The sequence below is a fragment of the Microvirgula curvata genome, from assembly GCF_054781615.1.
The window spans coordinates 316,051-339,805 of sequence record NZ_BAAGUB010000003.1; the positions used below are offsets into that span (position 1 = coordinate 316,051).

General features: G+C 64.5%; 27 protein-coding genes. 20 read left to right on the plus strand and 7 right to left on the minus strand.

What is annotated here, in order from left to right:
- Positions 1–72 precede the first annotated feature (72 nt).
- Positions 73–1,008: an HTH-type transcriptional regulator CysB gene (cysB, locus tag ACYVG8_RS01680; protein WP_028497574.1), complete on the minus strand. Its 936-nt coding sequence runs from the start codon at positions 1,006–1,008 to the stop codon at positions 73–75.
- 144 nt (positions 1,009–1,152) lie between these two features.
- On the opposite strand from cysB, the gene ACYVG8_RS01685 reads away from it, so the two are divergent.
- The 9 genes from ACYVG8_RS01685 to ACYVG8_RS01725 all read left to right on the plus strand — a co-directional run bounded on the left by ACYVG8_RS01685 (position 1,153) and on the right by ACYVG8_RS01725 (position 10,468).
- Complete coding sequence (locus ACYVG8_RS01685) at positions 1,153–1,851, plus strand: phosphoadenylyl-sulfate reductase (protein WP_028497573.1); 699 nt, start codon at positions 1,153–1,155, stop codon at positions 1,849–1,851.
- Positions 1,852–1,912: 61 nt separating this feature from the next.
- Positions 1,913–3,583, plus strand: coding sequence for a nitrite/sulfite reductase (locus ACYVG8_RS01690; RefSeq protein ID WP_028497572.1), 1,671 nt, complete (start codon positions 1,913–1,915; stop codon positions 3,581–3,583).
- Positions 3,558–4,064: a DUF934 domain-containing protein gene (locus ACYVG8_RS01695; RefSeq protein ID WP_028497571.1), complete on the plus strand. Its 507-nt coding sequence runs from the start codon at positions 3,558–3,560 to the stop codon at positions 4,062–4,064. Before ACYVG8_RS01690 ends, ACYVG8_RS01695 begins: the two co-directional genes overlap by 26 nt.
- A 197-nt stretch (positions 4,065–4,261) precedes the next feature.
- On the plus strand, positions 4,262–4,918 hold the full coding sequence (locus ACYVG8_RS01700; protein WP_028497570.1) for an OmpA family protein: 657 nt from the start codon (positions 4,262–4,264) through the stop codon (positions 4,916–4,918).
- A 201-nt stretch (positions 4,919–5,119) separates the two neighbouring features.
- A complete protein-coding gene (locus tag ACYVG8_RS01705) occupies positions 5,120–6,040 on the plus strand; it encodes a bifunctional riboflavin kinase/FAD synthetase (RefSeq protein ID WP_112692174.1) in 921 nt (306 codons plus the stop codon).
- A gap of 16 nt (positions 6,041–6,056) precedes the next feature.
- Positions 6,057–8,921 (plus strand): isoleucine--tRNA ligase, encoded by a 2,865-nt coding sequence (ileS, locus tag ACYVG8_RS01710; RefSeq protein WP_460744938.1) that lies wholly within the window; start codon positions 6,057–6,059, stop codon positions 8,919–8,921.
- Positions 8,914–9,387: a signal peptidase II gene (lspA, locus tag ACYVG8_RS01715; protein WP_199489750.1), complete on the plus strand. Its 474-nt coding sequence runs from the start codon at positions 8,914–8,916 to the stop codon at positions 9,385–9,387. Before ileS ends, lspA begins: the two co-directional genes overlap by 8 nt.
- On the plus strand, positions 9,384–10,316 hold the full coding sequence (ispH, locus tag ACYVG8_RS01720) for a 4-hydroxy-3-methylbut-2-enyl diphosphate reductase (RefSeq protein WP_028497566.1): 933 nt from the start codon (positions 9,384–9,386) through the stop codon (positions 10,314–10,316). The genes lspA and ispH overlap by 4 nt, the downstream gene beginning before the upstream one ends.
- 20 nt (positions 10,317–10,336) lie before the next feature.
- Positions 10,337–10,468: a hypothetical protein gene (locus tag ACYVG8_RS01725; protein WP_255420186.1), complete on the plus strand. Its 132-nt coding sequence runs from the start codon at positions 10,337–10,339 to the stop codon at positions 10,466–10,468.
- Here the strand turns inward: ACYVG8_RS01725 and ACYVG8_RS01730 are convergent.
- On the minus strand, positions 10,458–11,960 hold the full coding sequence (locus tag ACYVG8_RS01730) for a methyl-accepting chemotaxis protein (protein WP_051528575.1): 1,503 nt from the start codon (positions 11,958–11,960) through the stop codon (positions 10,458–10,460). The genes ACYVG8_RS01725 and ACYVG8_RS01730 overlap by 11 nt on opposite strands.
- Entirely contained in the window at positions 11,957–12,496 is a 540-nt protein-coding gene (locus tag ACYVG8_RS01735; RefSeq protein WP_460744939.1) for a PAS domain-containing protein, read from the minus strand. The genes ACYVG8_RS01730 and ACYVG8_RS01735 overlap by 4 nt, the downstream gene beginning before the upstream one ends.
- Positions 12,497–12,697: 201 nt before the next feature.
- Here ACYVG8_RS01735 and purT point away from each other — a divergent pair, with 201 nt between their 5' ends.
- The 3 genes from purT (at position 12,698) to ACYVG8_RS01750 (ending at position 14,836) form a co-directional block, all read left to right on the plus strand.
- Complete coding sequence (purT, locus tag ACYVG8_RS01740; protein WP_028497564.1) at positions 12,698–13,906, plus strand: formate-dependent phosphoribosylglycinamide formyltransferase; 1,209 nt, start codon at positions 12,698–12,700, stop codon at positions 13,904–13,906.
- On the plus strand, positions 13,903–14,289 hold the full coding sequence (locus ACYVG8_RS01745) for a group II truncated hemoglobin (RefSeq protein ID WP_028497563.1): 387 nt from the start codon (positions 13,903–13,905) through the stop codon (positions 14,287–14,289). Before purT ends, ACYVG8_RS01745 begins: the two co-directional genes overlap by 4 nt.
- A 148-nt stretch (positions 14,290–14,437) precedes the next feature.
- Positions 14,438–14,836: a hypothetical protein gene (locus ACYVG8_RS01750; RefSeq protein WP_028497562.1), complete on the plus strand. Its 399-nt coding sequence runs from the start codon at positions 14,438–14,440 to the stop codon at positions 14,834–14,836.
- Positions 14,837–14,903: 67 nt separating this feature from the next.
- On the opposite strand, the gene folB is transcribed toward ACYVG8_RS01750, so the two are convergent.
- Complete coding sequence (gene folB, locus ACYVG8_RS01755; RefSeq protein WP_028497561.1) at positions 14,904–15,260, minus strand: dihydroneopterin aldolase; 357 nt, start codon at positions 15,258–15,260, stop codon at positions 14,904–14,906.
- 81 nt (positions 15,261–15,341) lie between these two features.
- Between folB and plsY the strand changes: the two genes are divergently transcribed.
- The 3 genes from plsY to ACYVG8_RS01770 all read left to right on the plus strand — a co-directional run bounded on the left by plsY (position 15,342) and on the right by ACYVG8_RS01770 (position 17,140).
- A complete protein-coding gene (plsY, locus tag ACYVG8_RS01760) occupies positions 15,342–15,968 on the plus strand; it encodes a glycerol-3-phosphate 1-O-acyltransferase PlsY (RefSeq protein ID WP_028497560.1) in 627 nt (208 codons plus the stop codon).
- Positions 15,969–15,992: 24 nt separating this feature from the next.
- Positions 15,993–16,199, plus strand: coding sequence for a hypothetical protein (locus tag ACYVG8_RS01765; RefSeq protein WP_028497559.1), 207 nt, complete (start codon positions 15,993–15,995; stop codon positions 16,197–16,199).
- Between the two features lie 68 nt (positions 16,200–16,267).
- Entirely contained in the window at positions 16,268–17,140 is an 873-nt protein-coding gene (locus tag ACYVG8_RS01770; protein ID WP_107889335.1) for an ATP-binding protein, read from the plus strand.
- A 10-nt stretch (positions 17,141–17,150) separates the two neighbouring features.
- On the opposite strand, the gene ACYVG8_RS01775 is transcribed toward ACYVG8_RS01770, so the two are convergent.
- Complete coding sequence (locus ACYVG8_RS01775) at positions 17,151–17,576, minus strand: potassium channel family protein (protein WP_051528574.1); 426 nt, start codon at positions 17,574–17,576, stop codon at positions 17,151–17,153.
- 90 nt (positions 17,577–17,666) lie between these two features.
- On the opposite strand from ACYVG8_RS01775, the gene ACYVG8_RS01780 reads away from it, so the two are divergent.
- Positions 17,667–18,617, plus strand: a complete 951-nt coding sequence (locus ACYVG8_RS01780) for a class I SAM-dependent methyltransferase (protein WP_028497557.1) — start codon at positions 17,667–17,669, stop codon at positions 18,615–18,617.
- Between the two features lie 343 nt (positions 18,618–18,960).
- Here the strand turns inward: ACYVG8_RS01780 and ACYVG8_RS01785 are convergent, their stop codons facing one another.
- Positions 18,961–19,899, minus strand: a complete 939-nt coding sequence (locus ACYVG8_RS01785; protein WP_028497556.1) for a LysR family transcriptional regulator — start codon at positions 19,897–19,899, stop codon at positions 18,961–18,963.
- A 101-nt stretch (positions 19,900–20,000) separates the two neighbouring features.
- Here ACYVG8_RS01785 and ACYVG8_RS01790 point away from each other — a divergent pair, with 101 nt between their 5' ends.
- The 3 genes from ACYVG8_RS01790 to ACYVG8_RS01800 all read left to right on the plus strand — a co-directional run bounded on the left by ACYVG8_RS01790 (position 20,001) and on the right by ACYVG8_RS01800 (position 22,313).
- The gene (locus ACYVG8_RS01790) at positions 20,001–21,209 is read left to right on the plus strand and encodes an MFS transporter (RefSeq protein WP_460744940.1); all 1,209 of its coding nucleotides are present in this window, start codon (positions 20,001–20,003) and stop codon (positions 21,207–21,209) included.
- Positions 21,210–21,327: 118 nt separating this feature from the next.
- Positions 21,328–21,699, plus strand: coding sequence for a thioredoxin (trxA, locus tag ACYVG8_RS01795; RefSeq protein ID WP_028497554.1), 372 nt, complete (start codon positions 21,328–21,330; stop codon positions 21,697–21,699).
- Positions 21,700–21,776: 77 nt separating this feature from the next.
- Positions 21,777–22,313, plus strand: a complete 537-nt coding sequence (locus ACYVG8_RS01800) for a glutathione peroxidase (RefSeq protein WP_028497553.1) — start codon at positions 21,777–21,779, stop codon at positions 22,311–22,313.
- A 9-nt stretch (positions 22,314–22,322) separates the two neighbouring features.
- Here ACYVG8_RS01800 and ACYVG8_RS01805 read toward each other — a convergent pair whose 3' ends face one another.
- Positions 22,323–22,811 (minus strand): Lrp/AsnC family transcriptional regulator, encoded by a 489-nt coding sequence (locus tag ACYVG8_RS01805; protein ID WP_028497552.1) that lies wholly within the window; start codon positions 22,809–22,811, stop codon positions 22,323–22,325.
- 167 nt (positions 22,812–22,978) lie between these two features.
- Here ACYVG8_RS01805 and ACYVG8_RS01810 point away from each other — a divergent pair, with 167 nt between their 5' ends.
- Complete coding sequence (locus ACYVG8_RS01810) at positions 22,979–23,731, plus strand: phenylalanine 4-monooxygenase (protein WP_051528573.1); 753 nt, start codon at positions 22,979–22,981, stop codon at positions 23,729–23,731.
- Positions 23,732–23,755: the final 24 nt, after the last annotated feature.

A 23,755-nucleotide genomic window follows, 5' to 3' on the forward strand; every position in this document is an offset into this window, starting at 1 on the left:
CGGTTTGCAGACAAACAGAAGGGAGCCCTGGGGCTCCCTTCTGTTTTTGCCGCTTTGGCCTTCCGGTCCGGACTATTCGTCGTCGCCGCCGCGCATGCTGCGGTCAACTACCTGACGGGTCAGGTGCGGGGCGAACAGTTCGATGAAGTGGTAGGCGAAGCCGCGCAGGTACGCATCGCGGCGGATGCCGATCCGGGTGGTCGACGGCAGGAACAGGTGCTCGGCATGCACGAAGCCGAGCTGGGTGTCGCGCTCCGGCTCGAATGCCATGGTGGCGATGATGCCGACCCCGAGTCCCAGCCCGACATAGGTCTTGATCACGTCGGTGTCGATGGCGGTCAGCACGATATTCGGTTCGATGCCGGACAGTTCGAAGGCACGGTTGATATTGTTGCGGCCGGCAAACGCGTAGTCGTAGGTCACGATCGGCCACGCGGCGATGTCCGCCAGCGTCAGCGGATGGTCAAGCGACAGGATCGGATGGCCGAGCGGCGCCACCACACTGCGGTTCCACTGGTAGCAGTCGAGTGCGGTCAGTTCGGAGAACTGGTCGATGCTTTCGGTCGCCACGGCAAAATCGGCCTCGCCAGCCACGACCATTTCGCAGATCTGGATCGGATTGCCCTGCTTGATGCGCAGCGAGACCTTCGGATAGCGCTTCAGAAACGCCTGCACCGCGGTCGGCAGCGCATAGCGTGCCTGGGTGTGCGTGGTGGCGATGGTCAGTTCGCCCTCTTCCTCGCGGGCGAACTCGTCGCCGACCCGCTTCAGGTTCTGCGCTTCGCGCAGGATGCGGCCGGCGATATCCAATACCTGCTGGCCCGGTTCGCTGACCGCCACCACCCGCTTGCCGTTGCGGATAAACACCTGAATGCCCAGTTCGTCTTCCAGCAGGCGAATCTGCTTGGAAATCCCGGGCTGCGACGTGTGGAGTTTCTCCGCCGCCTCGGACACATTCAGGCCCTGCTTGGCGACCTCCACCAGATAACGCAACTGCTGCAGCTTCATTCTGCTCCCCTGCCGGGCGGCCCCCTGTCGTCTGGCCGCCGGTTTCTAAATAACCCTGAACGCTTAAACTCTAACACAATCTTCTTTTGGTGTTCTAAAGCCGTCTGGGTACGATACGGCCTCAGCCAGTAACAGGAGAATGCAGTGGAACTCGACGCCAAAGTCGCGGCCGCGCGCGCGCTACTCGCCGGAATCGCCAGCGGGCATGCCCCTGCCGTGTTCACGACGAGCTTCGGCGCCGAGGACATGGTCATCACCGACCTTATCGCCGACGGGAATATCGATATCGATATCGTCAGCATTGATACCGGTCGCCTGCCGGCAGAGACTTATGAACTGATGACGCGAACGGCCAGCCGCTATCCGCAGCAGCGCATCGACGTGCTGTTTCCCGATCATCAGGGCGTGGAAGCCTTTGTCGCGCAACACGGCGTCAATGGTTTCTACGACAGCGTCGACGCGCGCAAGGCCTGCTGCGCGGCACGCAAGCTCGAACCGCTGCGCCGCGCACTGGCCGGCCGCAATGCCTGGGTGACCGGCCTGCGCCGTGCCCAGTCGGTGACCCGCGAAGGGCTGGGCGAAAGCGAATACGACGAACAGTACCGGCTGACCAAATTCAACCCGCTGCTCGAATGGAGCGAACGCGACGTCTGGGATTACCTCCGCGCCCGCGACGTGCCCTACAACACCCTGCACGACCAGCACTATCCGTCCATCGGCTGCGCCCCCTGTACGCGGGCCATCGCCGTCGGCGAAGACGTGCGCGCCGGCCGGTGGTGGTGGGAAAATCCCGAAAACAAGGAGTGCGGCCTGCACGTCCATATGCTGAAACCCGCTGCCTGAGTGGCGTTTCCCGATCCGCCCGACCGCCTTTGCGCGTGTCATCAATGCCTGCAATCGAGCCATGTACCAGTACGACGACTTTGACCGCCGCATCGTACGCGAGCGCGTCGACCAGTTCCGCGACCAGACCCGACGCTTTCTCGCCGGCGAACTGTCCGAGGATGACTATCGACCGCTTCGCCTGCAGAACGGCCTGTATATCCAGCGCCATGCGCCCATGCTGCGCATCGCCATTCCCTACGGCACCCTGTCCAGCGTCCAGCTGCGGGCGCTGGCCGCCATTGCCCGCGAGTTCGACCAGGGCTGGGGCCACTTCACCACCCGCCAGAACCTGCAACTGAACTGGCCGAAACTGGAAACCGTGCCGGACATCCTCGACCGGCTGGCCGACGTCGACATGCACGCCATCCAGACCTCGGGCAACTGCATCCGCAATACCACCACCGACCACTTCGCCGGCGTCGCCGCCGACGAGCTGTTCGACCCGCGCCCGTACTGTGAACTGATTCGTCAGTGGTCGACGCTGCACCCCGAGTTTGCCTACCTGCCGCGCAAGTTCAAGATCGCCGTCAACGGTTCGGCCACCGAGGACCGCGCCGCGAGCTGGTTCCACGATGTCGGCCTGTGTGCGCAGCGCAACGAGGCCGGCGAGATCGGCTTCAAGGTCATGGTCGGCGGCGGCCTCGGCCGCACGCCGATCATCGGCAGCGTCATCCGCGACTTCCTGCCGCCGGAGCACCTGCTGACCTATCTCGACGCCATCCTGCGCGTCTACAACCGCTATGGCCGGCGCGACAACAAGTACAAGGCGCGCATCAAGATCCTGGTCAAGGCAATGACGCCGGAAGCCTTCGCCGCACGGGTCGAGGACGAGTGGCGTCATCTGAAGGATGGCGTCGGCACCGTCAGCGCCGACACCATCGCCATGCTGACCCGCCATTTCGCGCCGCCGGCTTACGACACGCTGGAAACACCGGATGCCGGCTTCGCCGCGCAGCGCCGCGACGACCGTGCTTTCGCCCGCTGGCTGGAACGCAACACCCTGGACCACCAGGTGCCCGGCTACCGCGCCGTCACCCTGTCGCTGAAACCGCACGGGCTGCCGCCCGGCGACATCAGCTCGGAACAGATGGAAGCCGCCGCCGGCTGGGCCGACCGCTTCGGCTACGGTGAAGTCCGTGTCAGCCACAACCAGAACCTGATCCTGCCGGACGTGCGCGAGCGCGACCTGTACACGCTGTGGCAACTGGCGCGGGAACAGCGGCTGGCAACGCCGAACATCGGCCTGCTGACCGACGCGATCTGCTGCCCGGGCGGCGACTACTGTTCCCTGGCCAACGCCAAGTCGATCCCGGTCATTGCCGCCATCGCCGAGCGCTTCGACAACCTCGACTACCTGGAAGACCTCGGCGACCTCGAACTGAACCTGTCCGGCTGCATGAATGCCTGTGGTCACCACCATATCGGCCATATCGGCATTCTCGGCGTCGACAAGAACGGGGAGGAGTGGTACCAGGTCACGCTGGGCGGCGACGCCGGCCGCAGTGCATCGCTGGGCAAGGTCATCGGCCCGTCGTTCGCGCGTGCCGACATGCCGGACGTCATCGAAAAGCTGCTGCATACCTATATCGAACACCGTGCTGCCGGTGAGCGCTTTATCGACACCCTGCGCCGCATCGGCGCGGAACCGTTCAAGGAACGCGTATATGCCAAAGCTGATCAGACTCACTGATGCCGGCGCGGTCATCGGCAACGATGACTGGACCCTGCTGCGCGATCCGGAAACGGAGGCGCTGCCGGCGTCCGGCGACGTGATCGTGCCACTGGCCCTGTGGCAGACCCGGCGCGAGGCGCTGGAAAAACATGCCGGCCGGGTTGGCGTGTGGCTTGCGGCCGATCAGGAGCCGGCCGAAATGGGGGCGGATGTTGCAAATTTGCCACTAATTGCCATCGATTTTCCGCAATTTGCCGACGGAAGAGGCTATAGCAGCGCAAAGTTGTTGCGAGAAAGATACAATTACAGACAGGAGTTGCGTGCAATCGGTGACGTACAACGCGACCAGCTATATTACCTTTCACAAGTTGGATTTAATGCGTTTGCCATTAGATCCGACCGAAATCCGGAAAGTGAAATCGCTGGTCTGTCCGACTTTTCCACCAGCTATCGCAGCCGGGGTTGGGGAGGACGACGTGTTCAAGGGTCTGACGCATGATTTGTGGTACCGTAGCGCCGCTGGTTCACGGCCATGCACGCGTCAAGACCGTTGGCGTACGCTTAATTGACAGCGCCTCGGGCAGAAATCTATATTAGCGATGCCTGTATCTTCTGGATTGCATAATTTACCGACGCGCGTGAGTGATCCGGTATCGTGCAACTAGCCAAAGTTCCTGACGAAAAAGAGGGTAACCGATGAAAACCACCAACAAAATCAAGCTGGGCGGTCTGATGGGCGCGCTGCTGGTGTCGCTGTTTTCGGCCAACGCCTACGCGACCAAGCCGGGCTACACCGTAGACCAGTCCACCGACGCAGTGACGCGTAACAGCTACAACGAATGCTGGCGCACTTCGTACTTCGACAAGGCCAAGGACGGCCTGGTCGAGTGCGGTGATGCAGCAGCCAAGCAAGCACCGAGCGCCGTCATGGTGCCGGTGAAGGAAAAGATCTCGCTGTCCGCCGAAGTGCTGTTCGACTTCGACAAGGCCACGCTGCGCCAGGATGGCAAGAAGGCCCTGCTGGAAGTGGCCGACAAGATCAAGGCCAAGGGCGCCAAGCTGGTTGGCGTCGAAGTGACGGGCTTCACTGACTACCTGGGTAGCGACAAGTACAACCAGGCGCTGTCCGAACGCCGTGCCAACACCGTCCGCAACGAAATCGTTGCCTACGGCGTGGCTCCGGAAAAAGTGACCGCGGTTGGCAAGGGTGAATCCGAAGCCAAGATGACCCAGGAATGCCAAGCCAAGAAATTCAAGAAGCGTGCCGACCTGAAGGCTTGCCTGGCTCCGGACCGTCGCGTTGATGTGGACATCACCGCCCAGCAAGAAACCCTGCAGGAAAAAACCAAGTAATTGGTTTTCCCCTCAGGTGCAAAACCCCGCGATCTCGCGGGGTTTTTTATTTCTGCCGCCGCGATCAGGCGCTTCATGAGCACGCTCATGCACCACGGCAACCGTCGGTGCCCCCATTATCGGCAGCCTGACTGCAGCGTATTCTTTACGCTACCGGCCCCCGCTCGCTACAATCGGTCGTTTAACGGACTCACATTACAGATGCAGGTTCACTTCGGCGGACACCCGGGCGACACATTCCCGCCCTGTGCGTTGACCATCGGCAATTTCGACGGCGTACACCTCGGCCACCAGGCCATCCTTCGCGACCTCCGGCGCGAGGCTGACGCGCGCGGGCTGCCCACCGCCCTGCTGACGTTCGAACCGCATCCGCGCGAATTCTTTTCCCGCAACGACCCGCCGGCACGGCTGGCGACGTTGCGCGACAAACTGGCTTTCCTGCAGGGCACCGGTCTGGTCGACCGGGTCCATGTACAGCGTTTCAACCGCGGTTTTGCCTCGCTGTCGCCGCAGGCATTCATCGACAGCGTGCTGGTCGAGCGGCTCGATACCCGCTTTCTGCTGATCGGCGACGATTTCCGCTTTGGCAGCCGCCGCACCGGTGATTTCTCGCTGCTGGCCGCCGAGCCGCGCTTCACCACCCGGGCGATGCCGACGGTCGAGCTTGACGGTGCACGCGCCTCCAGCACCGCCATCCGCGAAGCGCTCGAAGCCGGTGACATGCCGCTTGCGGCACGCCTGCTTGGCCGGCCGTACCAGTTGTCCGGCCGGGTCGTGCATGGTCGCAAGCTCGGGCGTACGCTCGGCTTCCCGACCGCGAACATCCACCTGCCGCACCGCAAACCGGCGCTGGCCGGTGTCTTTGCCGTCGAGTGTCTGACGCCGGACGGGCAGCGCCATGTCGGCGCCGCCAGCCTCGGCAAGAACCCGACCATCGACGACGCCGGCTGCTACCGGCTGGAAGTCTACCTGCTCGACTATTCGGGCGATCTGTATGGCCAGCGCCTGATCGTCCGCTTTATCCACAAGCTGCGGGACGAGGAGAAGTACGACTCGCTCGACGCGCTGATTGCCCAAATTCATGCGGACGTCGCTGAGACGCGCCGCCTCATGCCCTGTTGATTATCCGGAAAGTCCCATGAGCCTCGATGTGAAAAAAACCGTCAATCTGCTCGACACGCCGTTCCCGATGCGTGGCGATCTCGCCAGGCGCGAACCCGGCTGGCTCAAGCAATGGCAGGCCCAGCAGCGCTACCAGAAGCTGCGCCAGATTGCGGCCGGCCGGCCGAAGTTCATTCTTCATGACGGCCCGCCGTATGCAAACGGCGACATTCACATCGGTCACGCGGTCAACAAGATCCTCAAGGACATCATTGTCCGCTCGAAAACCCAGTCCGGTTTCGATGCCCCGTACGTGCCGGGCTGGGACTGCCACGGCCTGCCGATCGAACACCAGATCGAGAAGCTGACCAAGGGCGACAAGAAGGCCATTGCGGCTGCGCCGACCATCCATGCGCGCATCGTCGAATACCGCAAGCAGCACGGTCTGGAACCGAAGGACGTCCGCCTGCCGGCCGCCTTTACCCGCGAGCTGTGCCGCGAGTACGCCGGTCTGCAGATCGAACGGCAGAAACAGGACTTCATCCGCCTCGGCGTGCTCGGCGACTGGGACAATCCGTACCTGACGATGAACTTCAAGACCGAAGCCGACATCGTCCGCACCCTGGGCCGCATCCACCAGAACGACTTCCTGTTCAAGGGCGAGAAGCCGGTGCACTGGTGCATCGAATGCGGCTCGGCGCTGGCCGAAGCCGAAGTCGAATACGAAGACAAGGATTCGCCGGCCATCGACGTGGCCTTCCGCGTGCTGGACGGCCAGAAGCTGGCAACGGCCTTCGGCCTCGCCGCGCCGGTCGATGATGCCAGCGCCGTGATCTGGACCACCACGCCGTGGACGCTGCCGGCCAACCAGGCGGTGTCCGCCCATGCGGAACTGACCTACCAGCTGTTCGATACCGCCCGGGGCAAGCTGATTCTGGTACGCGAACTGGCCGCCGCCGCGCTGAAGCGCTACGGCTGCGAAGACGCGCGCCTGCTCGGCGAGACCGTCGGCGCCAGGCTCGAACACCTGCAGCTCGCCCATCCGTTCCTCGACCGCAGCGTGCCGATGATCCTCGGCGAGCACGTGACCACCGACGCCGGCACCGGCCTGGTCCACACTGCGCCGGCCCATGGCGTGGAAGACTTCCAGGTCGGCCGCCTGTACTCGCTGCCGATCGACAATCCGGTCGGCGATGACGGCCGCTACAAGAAGAGCGCGCCGGTGTTTGCCGGTGACACGGTCTGGGAAGCCAACCCGAAGATCGTTGCCCTGCTGACCGAACGCGGCGCGCTGCTGGCCAGCGAAACCCTGAATCACAGCTATCCGCACTGCTGGCGCCACAAGACGCCGATCATCTTCCGCTCGACCGCCCAGTGGTTCATCGGCATGGAAAAGCACGGTCGCGACGGCCGCACCCTGCGCGACCACGCCAACGAAGCGGTCGAAGCCACCGAGTTCTTCCCGGCCTGGGGCCGTGCCCGCCTCGAATCGATGATCCGCAACCGCCCTGACTGGTGCGTGTCGCGCCAGCGCAACTGGGGCGTGCCGATGACCTTCTTCGTGCACAAGGAAACCGGCGAGCTGCACCCGCGCTCGGGCGAATTGCTGGAAGCCGTCGCCAGGCGCATCGAGGAACGCGGCATCGAAGCCTGGTTCAGCCTGGACGCTGCCGAACTGCTTGGTGCCGAGGCCGCCGACTACCGCAAGCTGACCGACACCCTCGACGTCTGGTTCGACTCCGGTTCGACCCACTATGCCGTACTGCGCCAGCGCCCGGAACTGGCCTGGCCGGCCAATCTGTACCTGGAAGGCTCCGACCAGCATCGCGGCTGGTTCCAGAGCTCGCTGCTGACCGGCTGCGCGACCGAAGGCCGCGCGCCGTACGACCAGTTGCTGACTCACGGTTTCGTCGTCGACGGCGAAGGCCGCAAGATGTCGAAGTCCAAGGGCAATGTGGTCGCCCCGCAACAGATCAACGACAGCCTTGGCGCTGACATCCTGCGCCTGTGGGTCGCATCGACCGACTACTCGGGCGAACTGGCAATCTCGGACAAGATCCTCAAGGGCACCACCGACAGCTATCGCCGCCTGCGCAACACGCTGCGCTTCCTGCTGGCCAACCTGTCGGACTTCGACCCGGCCCGCGACGCACTGCCGGTGGCGGAACTGGTCGAGATCGACCGCTACGCACTGGTGCTTGCCGGCCGCCTGCATGACGAGATCACCGGTCAGCACTACCCGCGCTATGCGTTCCACAATGCGATGCAGCGCATCGTCGGCTATTGCTCGGACGAGCTTGGCGCGTTCTGGCTCGATATCCTCAAGGACCGGCTGTACACCACTCCGGCCGGCTCCGCTGCCCGCCGCTCGGCGCAGACCGCACTGTGGCACGTCACCCGCAGCCTGCTCGGCCTGCTGTCGCCGGTGCTGTGCTTTACCGCGGACGAAGCCTGGCATGTGCTGAACGGCGACAGCGACGACAGTCCGCTGTTCCACCTGTGGCACGAGGTACCGGCCGTCGACGACGCCGAAGCGCTGGCCGCCCGCTGGGATGCCGTCCGTCCGCTGCGCGCGGCGGTCAACAAGGAAATCGAAGCCCGTCGCGAAGCCGGCGAAATCGGCGCCTCGCTGCAGGCCGAAGTCGATATCGTGGCTGATGCCGAGCTGTACCCGGCACTGGCCGCGCTCGGCGACGAACTGAAGTTCGTGCTGATCGTGTCCCGCGTCGGCCTGAGCCAGGGCGAAACGACCGCGATCACGGTTGCGTCGTCCGCCTATCGCAAATGCGAGCGCTGCTGGCATTACCTGCCGAGCGTCGGCGAGCATGCCGAACACCCGACCCTGTGCGCGCGCTGCGTGGACAATGTGTTCGGCCACGGCGAGACCCGCGCCCATGCGTAAGGCCGCGGGATGGTTCGGCCTGGCGCTGGTGGTGATCGTGCTCGATCAGCTGACCAAGCTGTATTTCAACGGCAGCTACCAGTACGGAGAGGTGCGTCCGGTCATTGACGGGCTGTTCAACTTCGTCCTGGTCTACAACCCGGGAGCGGCGTTCAACTTCCTCGCCGATGCCGGCGGCTGGCAGCGCCATTTCTTCACCGTGCTGGCGCTGGCGGTGGCCGGCTGGCTTGGCTGGCAGATCTGCCGCGCCCGGCAAAGCACGCTGATGAACCTGGCGGCGGCGCTGATTATCGGCGGCGCGCTCGGCAACCTGGTCGACCGCGTCATCCATGGTCATGTGATCGACTTCATCCAGGTCTACTGGCGCACCTTCTACTGGCCGGCATTCAATATCGCCGACAGTGCGATCTGCGTCGGCGCGGTGCTGATGGTGATCGACGGTTTCCGCAAGGAGCGCAACGGATGAGACATATTGTGCTGGCCAACCCGCGCGGCTTCTGCGCCGGGGTCGATCGTGCGATCGCCATCGTCGAGCGCGCGCTGGAAAAGTACGGCGCGCCGATCTATGTCCGCCACGAAGTGGTGCACAACACCTTCGTCGTCGAGGGTCTGAAGGCGAAGGGGGCGATCTTCATCGAGGATCTGGCCGATGTGCCGGCAGGCCACACGCTGATCTACTCGGCGCATGGCGTGCCGCTGTCGGTGCGCGAGGAGGCCGCCCGGCGCGGCCTCAACGTCTACGACGCAACCTGTCCGCTGGTGACCAAGGTCCATGTCGAAGTGCGCAAGATGAACGAGCTCGGCCACGAGATCGTCATGATCGGCCACAAGGGGCACCCGGAAGTCGAAGGCACGATGGGCCAGGCGGCCAGCGACAATATGTATCTGGTCGAAACGGTGGATGACGTTGCCCGGCTGGAAGTCCGCGATCCGGAACAGCTGGCCTATGTCAGCCAGACCACGCTGTCGGTCGACGAGACACGCGACATCATTGCCGCCCTGCGCGCCCGCTTCCCGGCCATCCACGGGCCGAAGAAGGACGATATCTGCTACGCGACGCAGAACCGGCAGGATGCGGTCAAGCAGCTGGCTGACGAGTGCGACCTGGTGATCGTGGTCGGTTCGCCGACCAGCTCGAACTCGAACCGTCTGCGGGAAGTCGCCGCCGGTCGTGGCATCGAATCGTACATGGTCGACAATGCCGGCGAGCTGAAGCGCGAATGGTTCGACGGCAAGCGCCGGGTCGGGCTGACCGCAGGCGCCTCGGCACCGGAAGTGCTGGTGCAGTCGGTCGTGACCACCATTCTCGGCTATGGTGTCGACGGGGTGGACGAGTTGTCCGGCGTCGAGGAAAACACGATTTTCTCGTTGCCGGCCGGACTTCGCGACGCCTGACCCCACCGAAAGGAAAGCCCATGTCCCCGCATTCCCTGTTCCGCCACCTGGCGCTTGCCGCCATGGTCGCCCTGCTTGCCGCCTGTGCCAGCGGCGGCTCGCAGACCACGGCCTACGGCAACGTCGAAGTCGGCGCGTCGGTCAACCGCTGACGCGCGCGGCGTGCCGGCCGGCCGCGACCGGCTCGCCGCCACCCAGTATCCCGGCATGACGTTCGCTGACCAGCTTGTCCAGCAGACCGAACGATGCGCGACTGGCGCGTTCGGCCTCGCTGGCTGCCGCCAGCAGTGCGTCGGCACCGGTTTCGCCGGCTTCCACCAGGGCAATGGCCGCCTCGAGTCGCTGGTAGGTCTGTGCCAGCTGCGCCGACACGCCCTTCCAGGCACCGAGATCGCCAAAACGCTGCTGCCCCTGCTGCTGTGCCCAGTCCTCGACCCGCTGCCGCAACTCGGTCCGCGCCGCATGGTCGCCATTGGCACTGCCGCCCAGCGCGTGATAGCCAAGCTGCTTGTACAGCACATTGTCGGTCTTGATCAGCGAGCAGGCCGACTGGTCCTTCACATGCTCGACGTGGGCGATCACCGCCGACGAGGTCTGCGCCAGGCGCACGAACACCGCCCGGAAGCCATCCACTGACTCGCGCACTTCGCCGGCCACGGTATTGGCCGCCTGCGAGCGCGCCAGCATGTCCTCGACCCGACTGCTCAACTGGCTCAGCGTCGCCTGCACCTGCACCGCCGACGCCTTGCTGCGGTTGGACAGTGTCTTGACCTCATCCGCCACCACGGCAAAACCGCGCCCGGCCTCGCCGGCCCGGGCAGCCTCGATAGCCGCATTCAGCGCCAGCAGGTTGGTCTGTTCGGCCAGGCCGGAAATGGCCTGCAGGGCGGACTCGATCAGTGTCCATTCCTTTTCCAGCGCAGAACCGGCGGCATTCACCGCCTCGACGCTGGCGGCGATGGTATCGAGCTGCTGGCCGATCTGGCCGGCCGCGCTCTCGCTGGCCCGCGCCTGCTCGGCGTTCTCGCCGGCAATGCTGGCGATCTGCTGCATCTCGTCACTGATGGTGCGCAGGTCGCTCTGGCTGGCGCCCAGGTCTTCGCGCAGATTGGCCGTGTTCAGCGTATGCAGTTGTGCGGCCAGCTGGTTCTGCTTCAGGTAGGCACTGTTCTGCGCCATCGCATCGATGGCGTGATCGATGTCATCGAGCGAATCGGCGAACACGCCGGGCAGGCCGGCCGACAGCGGACGACGGCCGTAGTCGCCGCCGCGGATGCGCGAGAAGCAGTTGCTGATTTCCTTGAAATAGCTCTCGACCAGGTCCATGAACTCGTTCAGTTCCCAGGCCACCTGACCGACCTCACCCAGGTTGCGGACCCGGGTGGTGCGATGGTGCAGCTCGCCGCGCCGGGCATGCTCGATATGCTCGCGCAGCAGATACAGCACGCGGAACGGGCGTCCGGACTGCACGACCACATAGGCCGTCAGCAGCAGCGCCAGCACCGGGCTGCCCCACACCGGCAGGCCGATGCCAAGTCCGAAGCACACGACCGTCGCCAGCACCAGCAGGTTGTAGCAGACCAGCACCAGCTTGAACTGGGTGGACAGGAACGGCGGGCGCCGACGTGGCTGGGATGCGCTCATGCGTGTTGTCTCCGGCTGAATACTTCCTGGTTCAATGAAAGCACCAGTTGTTCGTAGCTGGCGAAGCCGAGCTCGGCGATATGCCGTTCCAGCCAGGCCAGCGACAGGTCGGGGGCATCTTTCTTTCCGCTATTGCGCTCGATGGCGCTCATCTGCTCATAGACGGGAATCAGGGCATCGAGGGCGGCGCGTGCCGGGCGGCGACGCACCGAGTAGTAGCCTTTGAGCGCACCGTGGCGGTCAAAGTCCGGGGTGATGTTGGCCAGCACCCAGTAAAAGCCGTTGTCGGCGATGCGGTTCTTGACCACGCCAAAGAATTCTTCGCCCCGCTGCAGGGTCTTCCACAGCAGGCGGAAAGCACCGCGCGGCATGTCCGGGTGACGGATGATGCTGTGCGGATGGCCGAGCAAGGCATCCTCCCGGTAACCGCAAATACGCATGAAGTCCCGGTTGGCATAGGTAATGACCCCCTTGGGGTCGGTCTTGGTGATGATCAGATCATCATCGGTCAGCACATACTCACGCTGAGCGATCAAGGACAGCGGCGCATTCATATTTATAGGAGTACGTGCGGGGTGGAAAAGCCGGCATTCTAATGAGAACCATGCAAATAACATCTGTCCAATGACGTTTTCTTGCGCTAGATCATGATTTTGTCGTCTGTGCAACAATTCAGTCATATCGGCTGACCCATGCTAGCATTTGCGCCGTTTTCAGCGTTTTGTACGGACATCGCCATGCCAATCGGAACCCCTCTCTCCCCCTCCGCCACCCGCGTGATGCTGCTTGGCAGCGGCGAACTCGGCAAGGAGGTCGCCATCGCCCTGCAACGCCTCGGCTGTGAAGTCATCGCCGTCGATCGCTATCCACATGCGCCGGCCATGCAGGTTGCCCACCGCAGCCACGTCATCGCCATGACCGACGGCGCGGCGTTGCGGGCACTGATCGAGCAGGAACGGCCGGCACTGGTGGTACCGGAAATCGAAGCCATCGCCACGGCCACCCTGCTGGACATCGAACGCGAAGCGCTGACCGAAGTCATCCCGACTGCCCGTGCCGCCCATCTGACCATGAACCGCGAAGGCATCCGCCGGCTGGCGGCCGAGACCCTCGGCCTGCCGACCTCGCCGTTTGCCTTCGCCTCCAGCCTGGACGAACTGCAGGCCGCCATCGACGCCGGCATCGGCTACCCGTGCGTGGTCAAGCCGGTCATGAGCTCCAGCGGCAAGGGCCAGTCGGTGCTGCGCAGCGCGGACGATGTCCGTACCGCCTGGGACTACGCCGCCAGTGGCGGCCGGGTCGACAGCGGCCGGGTCATCGTCGAAGGCTTTATCGACTTCGACTACGAAATCACCCTGCTGACCGTGCGCGCGCGCGGCCGCGACGGCCAGCCGGAAATCCACTTTTGCGCACCGGTCGGCCACCTGCAGCAGAACGGCGACTATATCGAGAGCTGGCAGCCGCAGCCGATGTCGCCGCTGGCGCTCGAACGCGCCCGCGACGTAGCCGGACGCGTGGTCGACGCACTGGGCGGACGTGGCCTGTTCGGCGTCGAGCTGTTCGTCAAGGGTGACGAGGTCTGGTTCTCGGAAGTCAGCCCGCGCCCGCACGACACCGGTCTGGTGACCCTAGCCAGCCAGATGCTGTCCGAATTCGAGCTGCACGCCCGCGCCATTCTCGGCCTGCCGGTCGACACCGGCATGCGCGTGCCGGCGGCGGCCAGCGCCGTCATCTACGGCGGCGTCGACGCGGTCGGCATCGTGTTCGACGGCGTGGCCGACGCCCTGGCCGTCCCAGGCGCCGACCTGCGCCTGTTCGGCAAGCCGGAGAGCTTCGTCCGTCGCCGCATGGGCGTGGCAGTCGCATCGGCCGACGATATCGACACCGCCCGCAGCCGTGCCCGCGAGGCGGCCGGCAAGGTCAAGCCGCGCGAGGCCGGGCAATGAGCGACGCGACCGCCACCCCGTACCAGCTGCTCGGCGGCGAAGCCGGCGTGCTGCACCTGGTCGACCGCTTCTACAATTTCATGGACGCCGATCCGCGGGTGAAGTCGCTGCGCGACATCCACCCGCCGGATCTGGAAGATTCGCGCCGCAAGCTGTACATGTTCCTGTCCGGCTGGCTGGGCGGCCCCAACCTGTTCGTCGAGGCCTTCGGCCATCCGCGGCTGCGGGCGCGGCACCTGCCGTTCGCGGTCGACGAGGCCATGCGCGATGCGTGGATGCTGTGCATGCACGAGGCGCTGAACGGGCTGGAAGCCTCACCGGAAGTGACCCGACGGCTGTATGACGCGCTGTGGGATCTGGCCGACTTCATGCGCAACAGGTAATCCGACAGACGGACCCGTTTTTTCGCTGCCACCTTCTATCGTGCAGATGTGGACTGGCCCAAGCCCGTATGAAAAACGGGCAGGCCCTCCCGTTACGACATCGCCCGCGCATCAGGGAGGGCGATGCCTTCTGCACGAGGAGACAAACATGCAGCGGGCATTCTGGGCAAGCCTCGGCGCCGTCGCGACGCTGGGCACCACCGCGGCCGACGCGGCGGAATTATCAAATGCATTCGGGCTGGGCGACCCCTGGTCGCCACAGGCACTGGCGCGCATCGACGCAATGCCGCCAGCCGGCTCTCCCGCCAATACCCTCTCCAATGGCTGCATGCCGGGCGCGACCCTGTGCAGCAGGCTGATCGGCGTATCGCCCTCGGCCTCCGGCCAGCCACTGGGCACACTGAATCTGACCTCGACGATCTCGCTGGAAGCGGAAAAGCTCGGCAACGGCTACACCGCGCTGAAACCGACGCTGAAAATCGGCAAGAACGCCCGCCTGTCGATACGGCCAAAGCAGCGCATGCTGCTGTGGCGGCTGGATTTCTGAGCTGCCGCAAATGGCAGGCGCACGAAAGCCGCCGGGCCTCCGGCGGCTTTGACGGCGGCGCCCTGTCCTAGCTCCGGTTACCGCGCTCGATCTGCACCCCGACCCGCTTGACGCCGGCCAGGATACCGAGCTTGGTCACGCTGACCCGTACCCACGGCGCACCAAACTCGTCGCGGATAACGTGAGCGATATGCTCGGCCAGGGCCTCGATCAGCAGGAAGTGCCGTTCGGCCAGAATCGCGCGCAGTCGCTCGACCACCACTCCATAGTGGATGGTGTCGCCGATGTCGTCGCTGTGACAAGGGGTCTCGCTGGGGATGCCGATGTCGAGGTCGATCTCGATGGTCTGCGGCGCATGCCGCTCCCATTCATAGAGACCGATGACGGTATCGACGCGCACTTCGCGCAAAAAGATGATGTCCATTCCGACACTAAGAAAGACGGCAGTGGGGCGATGGCCGCCAATGCCGTAAAATGCAAGGTTTCGTATTTTAAAGAATTCGACATGTCCACGATAGCGTTCATCGTTGCCGCCTACCTGATCGGGTCCTTGCCCTTCGCTGTCATCGTCAGCAAAACGATGGGGCTGTCCGACCCGCGCAGCTACGGATCGAAGAATCCGGGCGCGACCAACGTGCTGCGCAGCGGCAACAAGAAGGCGGCGGCGCTGACCCTGTTCGGCGACGCGGCCAAGGGCTGGCTGGCGGTCTTTCTCGCCCAGCAGTTCGGCCCGCGCCATGGACTGGCCGAACCGGAATTCGCCATGGTCGCACTGGCGGTATTCGCCGGCCACCTGTGGCCGCTGTTCCTGCGCTTTCGCGGCGGCAAGGGCGTGGCCACGGCGCTCGGTGTACTGGTTGCCGTCAATCCGCTGATTGCGCTGAGTTCGGCCGCCGTGTGGCTGCTGATCGCCGCCACGACCCGCTACTCGTCGCTGGCCGCCATTCTGGCCGCCATCGCCGCGCCGGTCGCCACGGCCTTTATCCAGCCCGGCGTCTACTTTGGCGCCATTGTCGTCATCGCCCTGTTGCTGGTGCGCAAGCACAAGCAGAATATCCTCAACCTGCTGTCCGGCCAGGAAGGCCGGATCGGTGCCGGCAAGACGGCGGCAAACGGCGAGCAGGATTCTTGACCGACCCCACTCAGGAGCACGACCATGGCCAGAAAACAGGAACACGAACAGCTGGACGACGAAACACTGGCGCTGCTGGCCTGGTGTGCCGAGGTGGAAACCCACCTGGTGGCGGCCGGGGCCACGGTGGCCGAGGCGCAGGAGCATATCGAGGACCAGGCCGAGTGGTATACCGACCAGTTCTATGACGGCCTGACCCCGGAGGAAGCCGCAAAGGCCGCACTCGCCTGACAGCGGGGACTTGCCAAGACGGCGTCATGGCGGTTTGATGATGATTTAGTCCCTGAACGTCAACCGCCATGACCGACCACATCGACGCCCTGATTTCCCGGTTCGACCAGTTGCTCGAACGCCTCGATCGCGCGCTGCCGCCACTGCCGGAACCCACCGACTGGCGTGCGCATGCCTTCCGCTGGCGCGTGCGCAATGGCCGCGGCTGGCTGGCGGCCGTCGACCAGCCGCACAGCATCCGCCTGAGCGACATCGCCAATGTCGACGCGCAGAAGGACAAGCTGGTGCGCAACACCGCCGCCTTTGTCGCCGGACGTCCGGCCAACAATGTGCTGCTGTCCGGCTCGCGCGGCTCGGGCAAGTCGTCGCTGGTCAAGGCCCTGCTGCCGGCCTTCTCCGCGCAGGGACTGCGTCTGGTCGAAGTCGATCGCACCCATCTGGCCGATCTGCCGGACATCATCGAGCAGGTGGCCGACCGCCCCGAACGCTTTATCCTGTTCTGTGACGACCTGTCGTTCGAAGAGGGCGACGACGCGTACAAGGCGCTGAAGAGCGCGCTGGACGGCGGCATCAGCCGCCGCTGCGACAACCTGCTGGTCTACTCGACCTCGAACCGGCGCCACCTGCTGCCGGACCGGATGCGCGACAACCTCGATACCCGCTCGGTCGATGGCGAAATCCATCCCGGCGAGGCGGTGGAGGAAAAAGTGTCACTGTCCGAACGCTTCGGGCTGTGGCTGTCGTTCTATCCGTTCAACCAGGACGAATACCTGGCCGCCGCCGAGGTCTGGCTCTCCCATTTCAAGCTCAAACTGACGAAGGAAGCCCGCCAGGCCGCCCTGCTGTGGGCGCAGATGCGCGGCGCGCGCTCGGGCCGCGTCGCCTGGCAGTTCGCCTGCGACTGGGCCGGCCGCACACCGGCCGAGCGCAAACAGTTGTAGGACCGCGGGCTTACGGATGGTGGCGCGGCAATTCGGCCAGCCAGCTCGGCACCGCGACCCGGATCAGGAACGCCGTCGACAGGCCGGCCATCAGGATGCCGACGATGGCCTCGAACGGACCGATGACGCGTTCGTGCCCGCTCGGCACCACATCGCCATAGCCCACGGTGGTGTAGCTGGACATCGAGTAGTACAGCGCGTCGCTGAAATCCGTCAGCGAGGTCTGCCACTGGATCGCTTCCGCCCACAGCAGCATCTCCAGCGCATGCACCAGCAGCAGGGCAAAGGTCACCAGCCCGAGACGGGCCAGTTCGGCCACGACGCGCTGCCGTTTCCGCGCCGGCCGCAGCACGCGCAGAATCAGGTACAGGCCGGCGACATGCAGGGTCACCGTGGCCAGTGTCAGGCCCAGTCCGAGGAAAAAATGCTCAAGCATGGCGGCGAACCCGGATAATGATCGGTTGTCAAAACCGGCGCCCTCCTCTGTGGAGCGTGCCGGTCGCTTACCCTATCAAGGATTTTCCCCGTGCGCGACCTCACCCCGCTCATCAACCGGCTGAAGAAAAACGATCGCCACCTCGGCAAATGGGCCCGCCGGGAAGGCATCCAGTGCTATCGCGTCTATGATCGCGACCTGCCCGAGTTTCCCGTCGCCATCGACCGCTACGCCGACCGCCTGCATATCGCCGAGTACGACACCGGCTGGCAGCAGGACGAAGATACCCACGAAGTCTGGGTCGAAGGCGTCAAGGCGGCGGCCAGCGAGGCGCTCGGCGTCGCGTTCGAGACCATCGCCTTCAAGACCCGTCGCCGGCAGAAGGGCCTGGCCCAGTACGAAAAGACCGGCGAGGACGGCGCCTTCTTCGTCGTCGAGGAGGCCGGGCTGAAATTTCGCGTCAATCTCGACAGCTATCTGGATACCGGACTGTTTCTCGACCATCGCCCGACCCGCGCCCGCATCCGTCAGGAAGCGGCCGGCAAGCGTTTCCTGAACCTGTTCGCCTATACCGGCAGTTTCAGCGTCTACGCGGCGGCGGGGGGCGCGCGCGAGACAGTGACGGTGGATCTGTCCAACACCTATCTGCAGTGGGCCGGTCTGAACATGGAGCTGAACGGCTTCACCGACCCGGCGGCGCACCGTCGCGACCGCGCCGACGTGTTCCAGTGGCTGGACGACACCATTCGCGACGGCGAACATTTCGACCTGATCGTCATGGACCCGCCGACCTTCTCCAACTCGAAGAAGATGATCGACGTACTCGACATCCAGCGCGATCACGGCTGGCTGATCGACAGCGCGATGATGGTGCTCGCCCCCGGTGGCACGTTGTACTTTTCGACCAATCTGCGCGGCTTCAGGCTGGACGCCGACCTGGCGGACAAGTACCGGCTGGAGGATATCAGCGCGGTTTCGGTGCCCGAGGACTTCCGCAACCGCAAGATCCACCAGTGCTTCCGCCTGCAGGCCAGGGCCTGAGTCCGGCAAGCGCACGGAAATTTGATTTTCGTCAAAGTTAGTTTTCCGCTTTTCTCTAATATACAAACCGAGCCGCAGTTGGTTCGATGTAGTTTCTCCTCTATTTCTCCTTTGCAGACTTCACGCCACGGCCCCACCGTGGCGTTTTTTTTGTCCGGATTTCGTCCATCAGGCTTTGTTGATATGCATCAACATTACGAATCCAGAAAAGTCTAATATTCGCTTCGAACCGCAGTCGGTTCGATGTAGTTTCTCCTCTATTTCTCCTTTGCAGACTTCTCGCCACGCTTCTCCGCGTGGCGTTTTTTTTTGCCTGCAGCCTGCCTGCTCTCGTCTTTTCCGGTCAGGGCAATGGCACCTGCATGCCCGAGATGCCCGGCATCGCCTCGCGCATCAGCTGGAGGAACAGGCGCAGGCGGGCCGGGTAGTAACTTGCGAACGGGTAAACCAGGAACACCGGCAACGGGTCGGCACGCCAGCCCGGGGCCAGATGCAGCAGGCGCCCTTCCGCCACGTCGTCCTTCACCATCCAGGCGGACACCAGGCCGGCCCCCAGCCCCGACAGCATGGCATTGCGCAGCGCGTACAGGCTGTCGGTACTCAACCGTGGCCGGATGGCAAAGCGGTGGACATCGCCGTCACCCAGCGACGTCAGTGCCACTTCGTGACGATAGAAGGTCTGCAGCGCCAGCCACGGCAGTGTCTCCAGCGCTGCCGCCGAGGTAGGCAAAGGCCGCCCGGCGAGCAGCGACGGTGCGGCCACGGCAATGCGCGGCACTTCGGCCAGCCGGATGGCCACCACCGACGGATCATCTACCGACCCGACCTGAATGGCGCAGTCGATGCCTTCGGCGATGAAATCCGGCCGCCGGTCATGCAGCAGCCATTCCACTGTCACCCGCGGATGGCGATCCAGATAGGCCATCAGCGGCGCAATCAGCTGGCCCTGGCCAAACGCATGCGGCGCGATGACGCGCAGATGACCTTCCGCCTCGTCCTTGACCCCGCGCAGGTCCGCACTCATCGCCTGCCAGCTGTCGAGCAGCGTCTTGGCATGGGCGAAGCAGCGCCGGCCGTCGTCGGTCAGGGTCATGGCATGGGTCGAGCGCTGCAGCAGCTTCAGTCCGAGTGCGCGTTCCAGTGTCTGCAGCCGCCGGCTGACCGTTGGCTGGCTGGTCTCCAGTTGCGCCGCGGCGGCCGACAGGCTGCCCGCTTCGACGATGCGGACGAAGGTCTGCATCAGTCCGATCCGGTCCAGGCCGGCAAAATCGGTGTCTTTCATACGTCAAGCGTATAACAAATCTGCGTCGGCGGTGACTACCGGATTCGGGCTCCGGCGCAGAAACTGGCGCCATCGTTCGTTTCCACAGAAAGATCCGCGCCATGACCACCATCCAATTAACGCATGAAACCAGCCAGCCAGCTCCCTCGCGCCAACTGGTGCTGCTGCTGGCGGCCGGCGCCGGGCTGAGCGTGGCCTCGCTGTACTACAGCCAGCCGATGCTGGGCGTGCTGGGCCCCGACCTGCAGACCAGCGACCGGATGGCCGGTCTGGTGCCGACCCTGACCCAGCTCGGCTATGCGCTGGGCATCCTGCTGCTGGCTCCGCTTGGCGACCGTTTCGACCGCCGCCTGATCATCGTGACCAAGGCCGTGCTGCTGACGCTGGCCCTGCTGCTGAGCGGGCTCGCCCCCGGCATCGCGCCACTGCTGGTCAGCAGCGCGGCGGTCGGGCTGACGGCGACGCTGGCACAGGACATCGTGCCGGCCGCCGCGATCCTGGCGCCCGCCGCCCAGCGCGGCAGGATTGTCGGCACGGTGATGACCGGCCTGCTGCTGGGCATTCTGCTGTCGCGGGTGGTCAGCGGTTTTGTGGCCGAGCATTTCGGCTGGCGCACGATGTATGTCACCGCCGCCGCGGCCATCGCCCTGACCGGCCTCGCCGCCTGGCACGGCCTGCCCCGCTTCCGGCCCACCACGCAACTGGCTTATGGCGCGCTGATGCATTCGCTGCTGGTGCTGTGGCGTCGCCATGCGGCGCTGCGCCGTGCAGCCTGGGCCCAGGGCCTGCTGTCGGTCGGCTTCAGTGCCTTCTGGTCCACGCTGGCCGTGATGCTGCATGCGTCCTTCCATCTGGGCAGCGCTGCCGCCGGAGCCTTTGGCCTGGCCGGTGCCGCCGGGGCGCTGGCGGCCCCGCTGGCCGGTCGTCTGGCCGATCGCAAGGGTCCGGAACGGGTCATGCGCCTCGGCGCCGGGCTGGCAGCGCTGTCGTTCGCTCTGCTCGGCCTGGCTGTCCTGCTGCCCGCGACGGCCCAGCTGGCCCTGATCGCCCTCGCGGCGGCCGGCTTCGACTTCGGCATCCAGGCGGCACTGGTCGCCCACCAGACCCAGGTCTACGGCATTGAGCCCGCGGCACGCAGCCGCCTGAATGCCCTGCTGTTCACCGGGGTGTTCATCGGCATGGCAACGGGCGCGGCGCTCGGCAGTCTGGCGCTGGCGCAATGGGGCTGGACGGGGGTTATTGCCCTGGCCACGGCGGCATCGCTGGCCGCCCTGCTTGTCCGCCTGACACAGCGCACAGGCATGGCATAGTGCGACACTATCGGGCGGGATGAAAAATTCAATCCCGCCCGCCGCTTGCCTTGCCGGCAGGCGACGCCATCTGCGCAGCATCCGGCCACTCGCGCCGCCCAATGCAAAGGAGACCCTCATGGCCGTCGAAAACCTGAATCAGGACACATTCAAAACCGCGCTGGACGATGAGCGTCCGCTTGTCGTCGATTTCTGGGCGCCGTGGTGCGGCCCGTGCCGCAATTTCGCCCCGGTGTTCGAAGCCGCATCCGAAGCCCATCCGGACATACGCTTCGTCAAGATCAACACCGAGGAAGAACAGGACCTGGCCAATGCTTTCCGCATCCGCTCGATCCCGACGCTGATGGTGTTCCGCGAACAGGTGATGCTGTTCAACCAGGCCGGCGCACTGTCCGCGCCCCAGCTCGAACAGCTGATCGGGCAGATCAAGTCGGTCGACATGGCGGAAGTGCATCGTCAGATTGCCGAGGACGCGGCCGCAAAGGAATAGGCAACGGACAAGGGCATCAGGGCGCTCCATTCGCTCTATCATCAGGTTTGAAGATGACTCGATAGACAGGACTCCTGATGCCCCGCCTGCTTCCTCTCTCCCTGCTGCTGATCGCCGGCATGGCCAATGCCGCCTGCCCGCCGCTGCTCGACCACCGCTTCAAACTGCTGGACGGCAGCAGCCTCGACCTGTGTCAGTACGCGGATCAGCCGATTCTGGTGGTAAACACCGCCAGCAAGTGCGGCTTTGCGCCGCAGTTCGACGCGCTGGAAAAGCTGTACCGCGACTACAAGCCGCGCGGGCTGCTGGTCATCGGTTTCCCGAGCAACGACTTCCGCCAGGAGCTTCCCAGCAACAAGGAAATCGGCGATTTCTGCCGGCTGACTTATTTCGTCCAGTTCCCGATGGTGGAAAGCTCGGTGGTGACCGGCAGCAAGGCCATCCCGTTCTTCAAACAACTGAAGGCGGCAACCGGCGACGTGCCGCGCTGGAATTTCCACAAGTACGTGATCGCGCCGGGCGGCAAGACCGTTACCGCTTTCGGCACGCTCACCAAACCGGATGCCCCGGAGATACTGGATGCGATCCGGCCGGGACTGCGCCCGGCCCCGTGACGCCTGCGCTCAGGACGGGATGCCCATATGCGACAGCGGCAACGCTGTCGTGTGCTTGATCTCGTTCAGCACGAAGCTGGATTTCACGTCCGACACGCCCGGGTGGGTGATCAGCGTGTTCATGATGAAGCGCGAGAAGTGCTCCAGGTCCTCGAAATACACGTGCAGCAGGAAGTCCACTTCGCCGGTCATGGCGAAGCCGCTGATGACTTCCGGCCAGCTGCGCACCGCGCGGCTGAAGGCGTTGATCGACTCGCCGTCGCGCTTTTCCAGCGATACGCGGACGAATGCCTGCAGGCCCAGCCCGATACGGGCCGGCTCGAGCAGGGCCACATACTGGCGGATCACGCCGCTTTCCTCCAGCTGCTTCAGGCGTCGCAGGCACGGCGAGGGCGATAGGGCGACGGTTTCGGCCAGCTCCACATTGGTCAGCCTGCCATTCTTCTGCAGGGCGGCGAGAATCTTGATGTCTGTCTTGTCTAGTTCGAGGCTTGGCATTTCGTGCTATCCAGATTGCGCTGAATCCGTGATTCATGTCCCGCATATTGTACCCATGAGCAACAATGCAACAAAATTGCTTTGTGCGACGTCTACGCTCTAATTGACGACTTCGTCCGGTCCATATCGCGCCTTCCCTGCCCGGGACGGTCGCCCGGGAGCCCCTGATGTCCGCCCCATCCGACACCGCCTGCATGGTCGATCTGGCCACTTTCCCTGTCCCCGACTACAGCGATACCGAGCATGAGACCTGGACGCGCCTGTATGCGCGCCAGCGCGAACTGCTGCCCGGCCGCGCCTGTGACGAGTACCTGGCCGGTCTGGCCCGGCTGGAGCTGTCGGAAACCCGGCTGCCACGACTGGTCGACATCAGCCGCCGCATCGAGCAATACACCGGCTGGCGGCTGACCCGGGTCGCCGGACTGGTCGAGAACGACGACTTCTTCACCCTGCTGGCCGGACGCTGTTTTCCGTCCACCGACTTTATCCGCAAGCCGGACGAGCTCGACTACACCCCGGCGCCGGACATGTTCCATGACCTGATCGGCCACGCACCGCTGCTGACCCACTCGCGCTTCGCCGCTTTCTTCGAGCGCTTCGGTCATGCCGGCAAGGCAGCGTTCGCCAGCGGCCATCCGGCCACCGAGTGGCTGCCGCGCATCTACTGGTACACGGTCGAGTTCGGCCTGATTCGTGCGGCCGAAGGGCTGCGCATCTATGGTTCGGGCATCGTGTCATCACCGGGCGAGGTGCTGCACAGTCTGTCCGACGCGGTTACCCGCCACGATTTCGACCTCGATGCCATCGCCGCGCGCGATTACGACATCTGGCACATGCAGAACGACCTGTTCGTCATCGACAGTTTCGACCAGCTCGAAGACGATTTTGCCGCCTGGTGCCGCGAGGCCCGGCTCGGCTGAGCAACACCGGCAGCACCCGATTCC

Coding starts and splice junctions, on each gene's coding strand:
- ACYVG8_RS01695 (WP_028497571.1), top strand. CDS start 3,558: ATGCCAAAGCTGATCAGACTCACTGATGCCGGCGCGGTCATCGGCAAC.
- ACYVG8_RS01745 (WP_028497563.1), top strand. CDS start 13,903: ATGAGCGACGCGACCGCCACCCCGTACCAGCTGCTCGGCGGCGAAGCC.
- ACYVG8_RS01790 (WP_460744940.1), top strand. CDS start 20,001: ATGACCACCATCCAATTAACGCATGAAACCAGCCAGCCAGCTCCCTCG.
- ACYVG8_RS01785 (WP_028497556.1), bottom strand. CDS start 19,899: ATGAAAGACACCGATTTTGCCGGCCTGGACCGGATCGGACTGATGCAG.
- ileS (WP_460744938.1), top strand. CDS start 6,057: ATGAGCCTCGATGTGAAAAAAACCGTCAATCTGCTCGACACGCCGTTC.
- ACYVG8_RS01690 (WP_028497572.1), top strand. CDS start 1,913: ATGTACCAGTACGACGACTTTGACCGCCGCATCGTACGCGAGCGCGTC.
- ACYVG8_RS01730 (WP_051528575.1), bottom strand. CDS start 11,960: ATGAGCGCATCCCAGCCACGTCGGCGCCCGCCGTTCCTGTCCACCCAG.
- ACYVG8_RS01775 (WP_051528574.1), bottom strand. CDS start 17,576: ATGCTTGAGCATTTTTTCCTCGGACTGGGCCTGACACTGGCCACGGTG.
- ACYVG8_RS01705 (WP_112692174.1), top strand. CDS start 5,120: ATGCAGGTTCACTTCGGCGGACACCCGGGCGACACATTCCCGCCCTGT.
- folB (WP_028497561.1), bottom strand. CDS start 15,260: ATGGACATCATCTTTTTGCGCGAAGTGCGCGTCGATACCGTCATCGGT.
- trxA (WP_028497554.1), top strand. CDS start 21,328: ATGGCCGTCGAAAACCTGAATCAGGACACATTCAAAACCGCGCTGGAC.
- cysB (WP_028497574.1), bottom strand. CDS start 1,008: ATGAAGCTGCAGCAGTTGCGTTATCTGGTGGAGGTCGCCAAGCAGGGC.
- ACYVG8_RS01725 (WP_255420186.1), top strand. CDS start 10,337: ATGTCCCCGCATTCCCTGTTCCGCCACCTGGCGCTTGCCGCCATGGTC.
- ACYVG8_RS01805 (WP_028497552.1), bottom strand. CDS start 22,811: ATGCCAAGCCTCGAACTAGACAAGACAGACATCAAGATTCTCGCCGCC.
- ACYVG8_RS01810 (WP_051528573.1), top strand. CDS start 22,979: ATGTCCGCCCCATCCGACACCGCCTGCATGGTCGATCTGGCCACTTTC.
- purT (WP_028497564.1), top strand. CDS start 12,698: ATGCCAATCGGAACCCCTCTCTCCCCCTCCGCCACCCGCGTGATGCTG.
- ACYVG8_RS01750 (WP_028497562.1), top strand. CDS start 14,438: ATGCAGCGGGCATTCTGGGCAAGCCTCGGCGCCGTCGCGACGCTGGGC.
- ACYVG8_RS01700 (WP_028497570.1), top strand. CDS start 4,262: ATGAAAACCACCAACAAAATCAAGCTGGGCGGTCTGATGGGCGCGCTG.
- ACYVG8_RS01765 (WP_028497559.1), top strand. CDS start 15,993: ATGGCCAGAAAACAGGAACACGAACAGCTGGACGACGAAACACTGGCG.
- plsY (WP_028497560.1), top strand. CDS start 15,342: ATGTCCACGATAGCGTTCATCGTTGCCGCCTACCTGATCGGGTCCTTG.
- ACYVG8_RS01770 (WP_107889335.1), top strand. CDS start 16,268: ATGACCGACCACATCGACGCCCTGATTTCCCGGTTCGACCAGTTGCTC.
- lspA (WP_199489750.1), top strand. CDS start 8,914: ATGCGTAAGGCCGCGGGATGGTTCGGCCTGGCGCTGGTGGTGATCGTG.
- ispH (WP_028497566.1), top strand. CDS start 9,384: ATGAGACATATTGTGCTGGCCAACCCGCGCGGCTTCTGCGCCGGGGTC.
- ACYVG8_RS01800 (WP_028497553.1), top strand. CDS start 21,777: ATGCCCCGCCTGCTTCCTCTCTCCCTGCTGCTGATCGCCGGCATGGCC.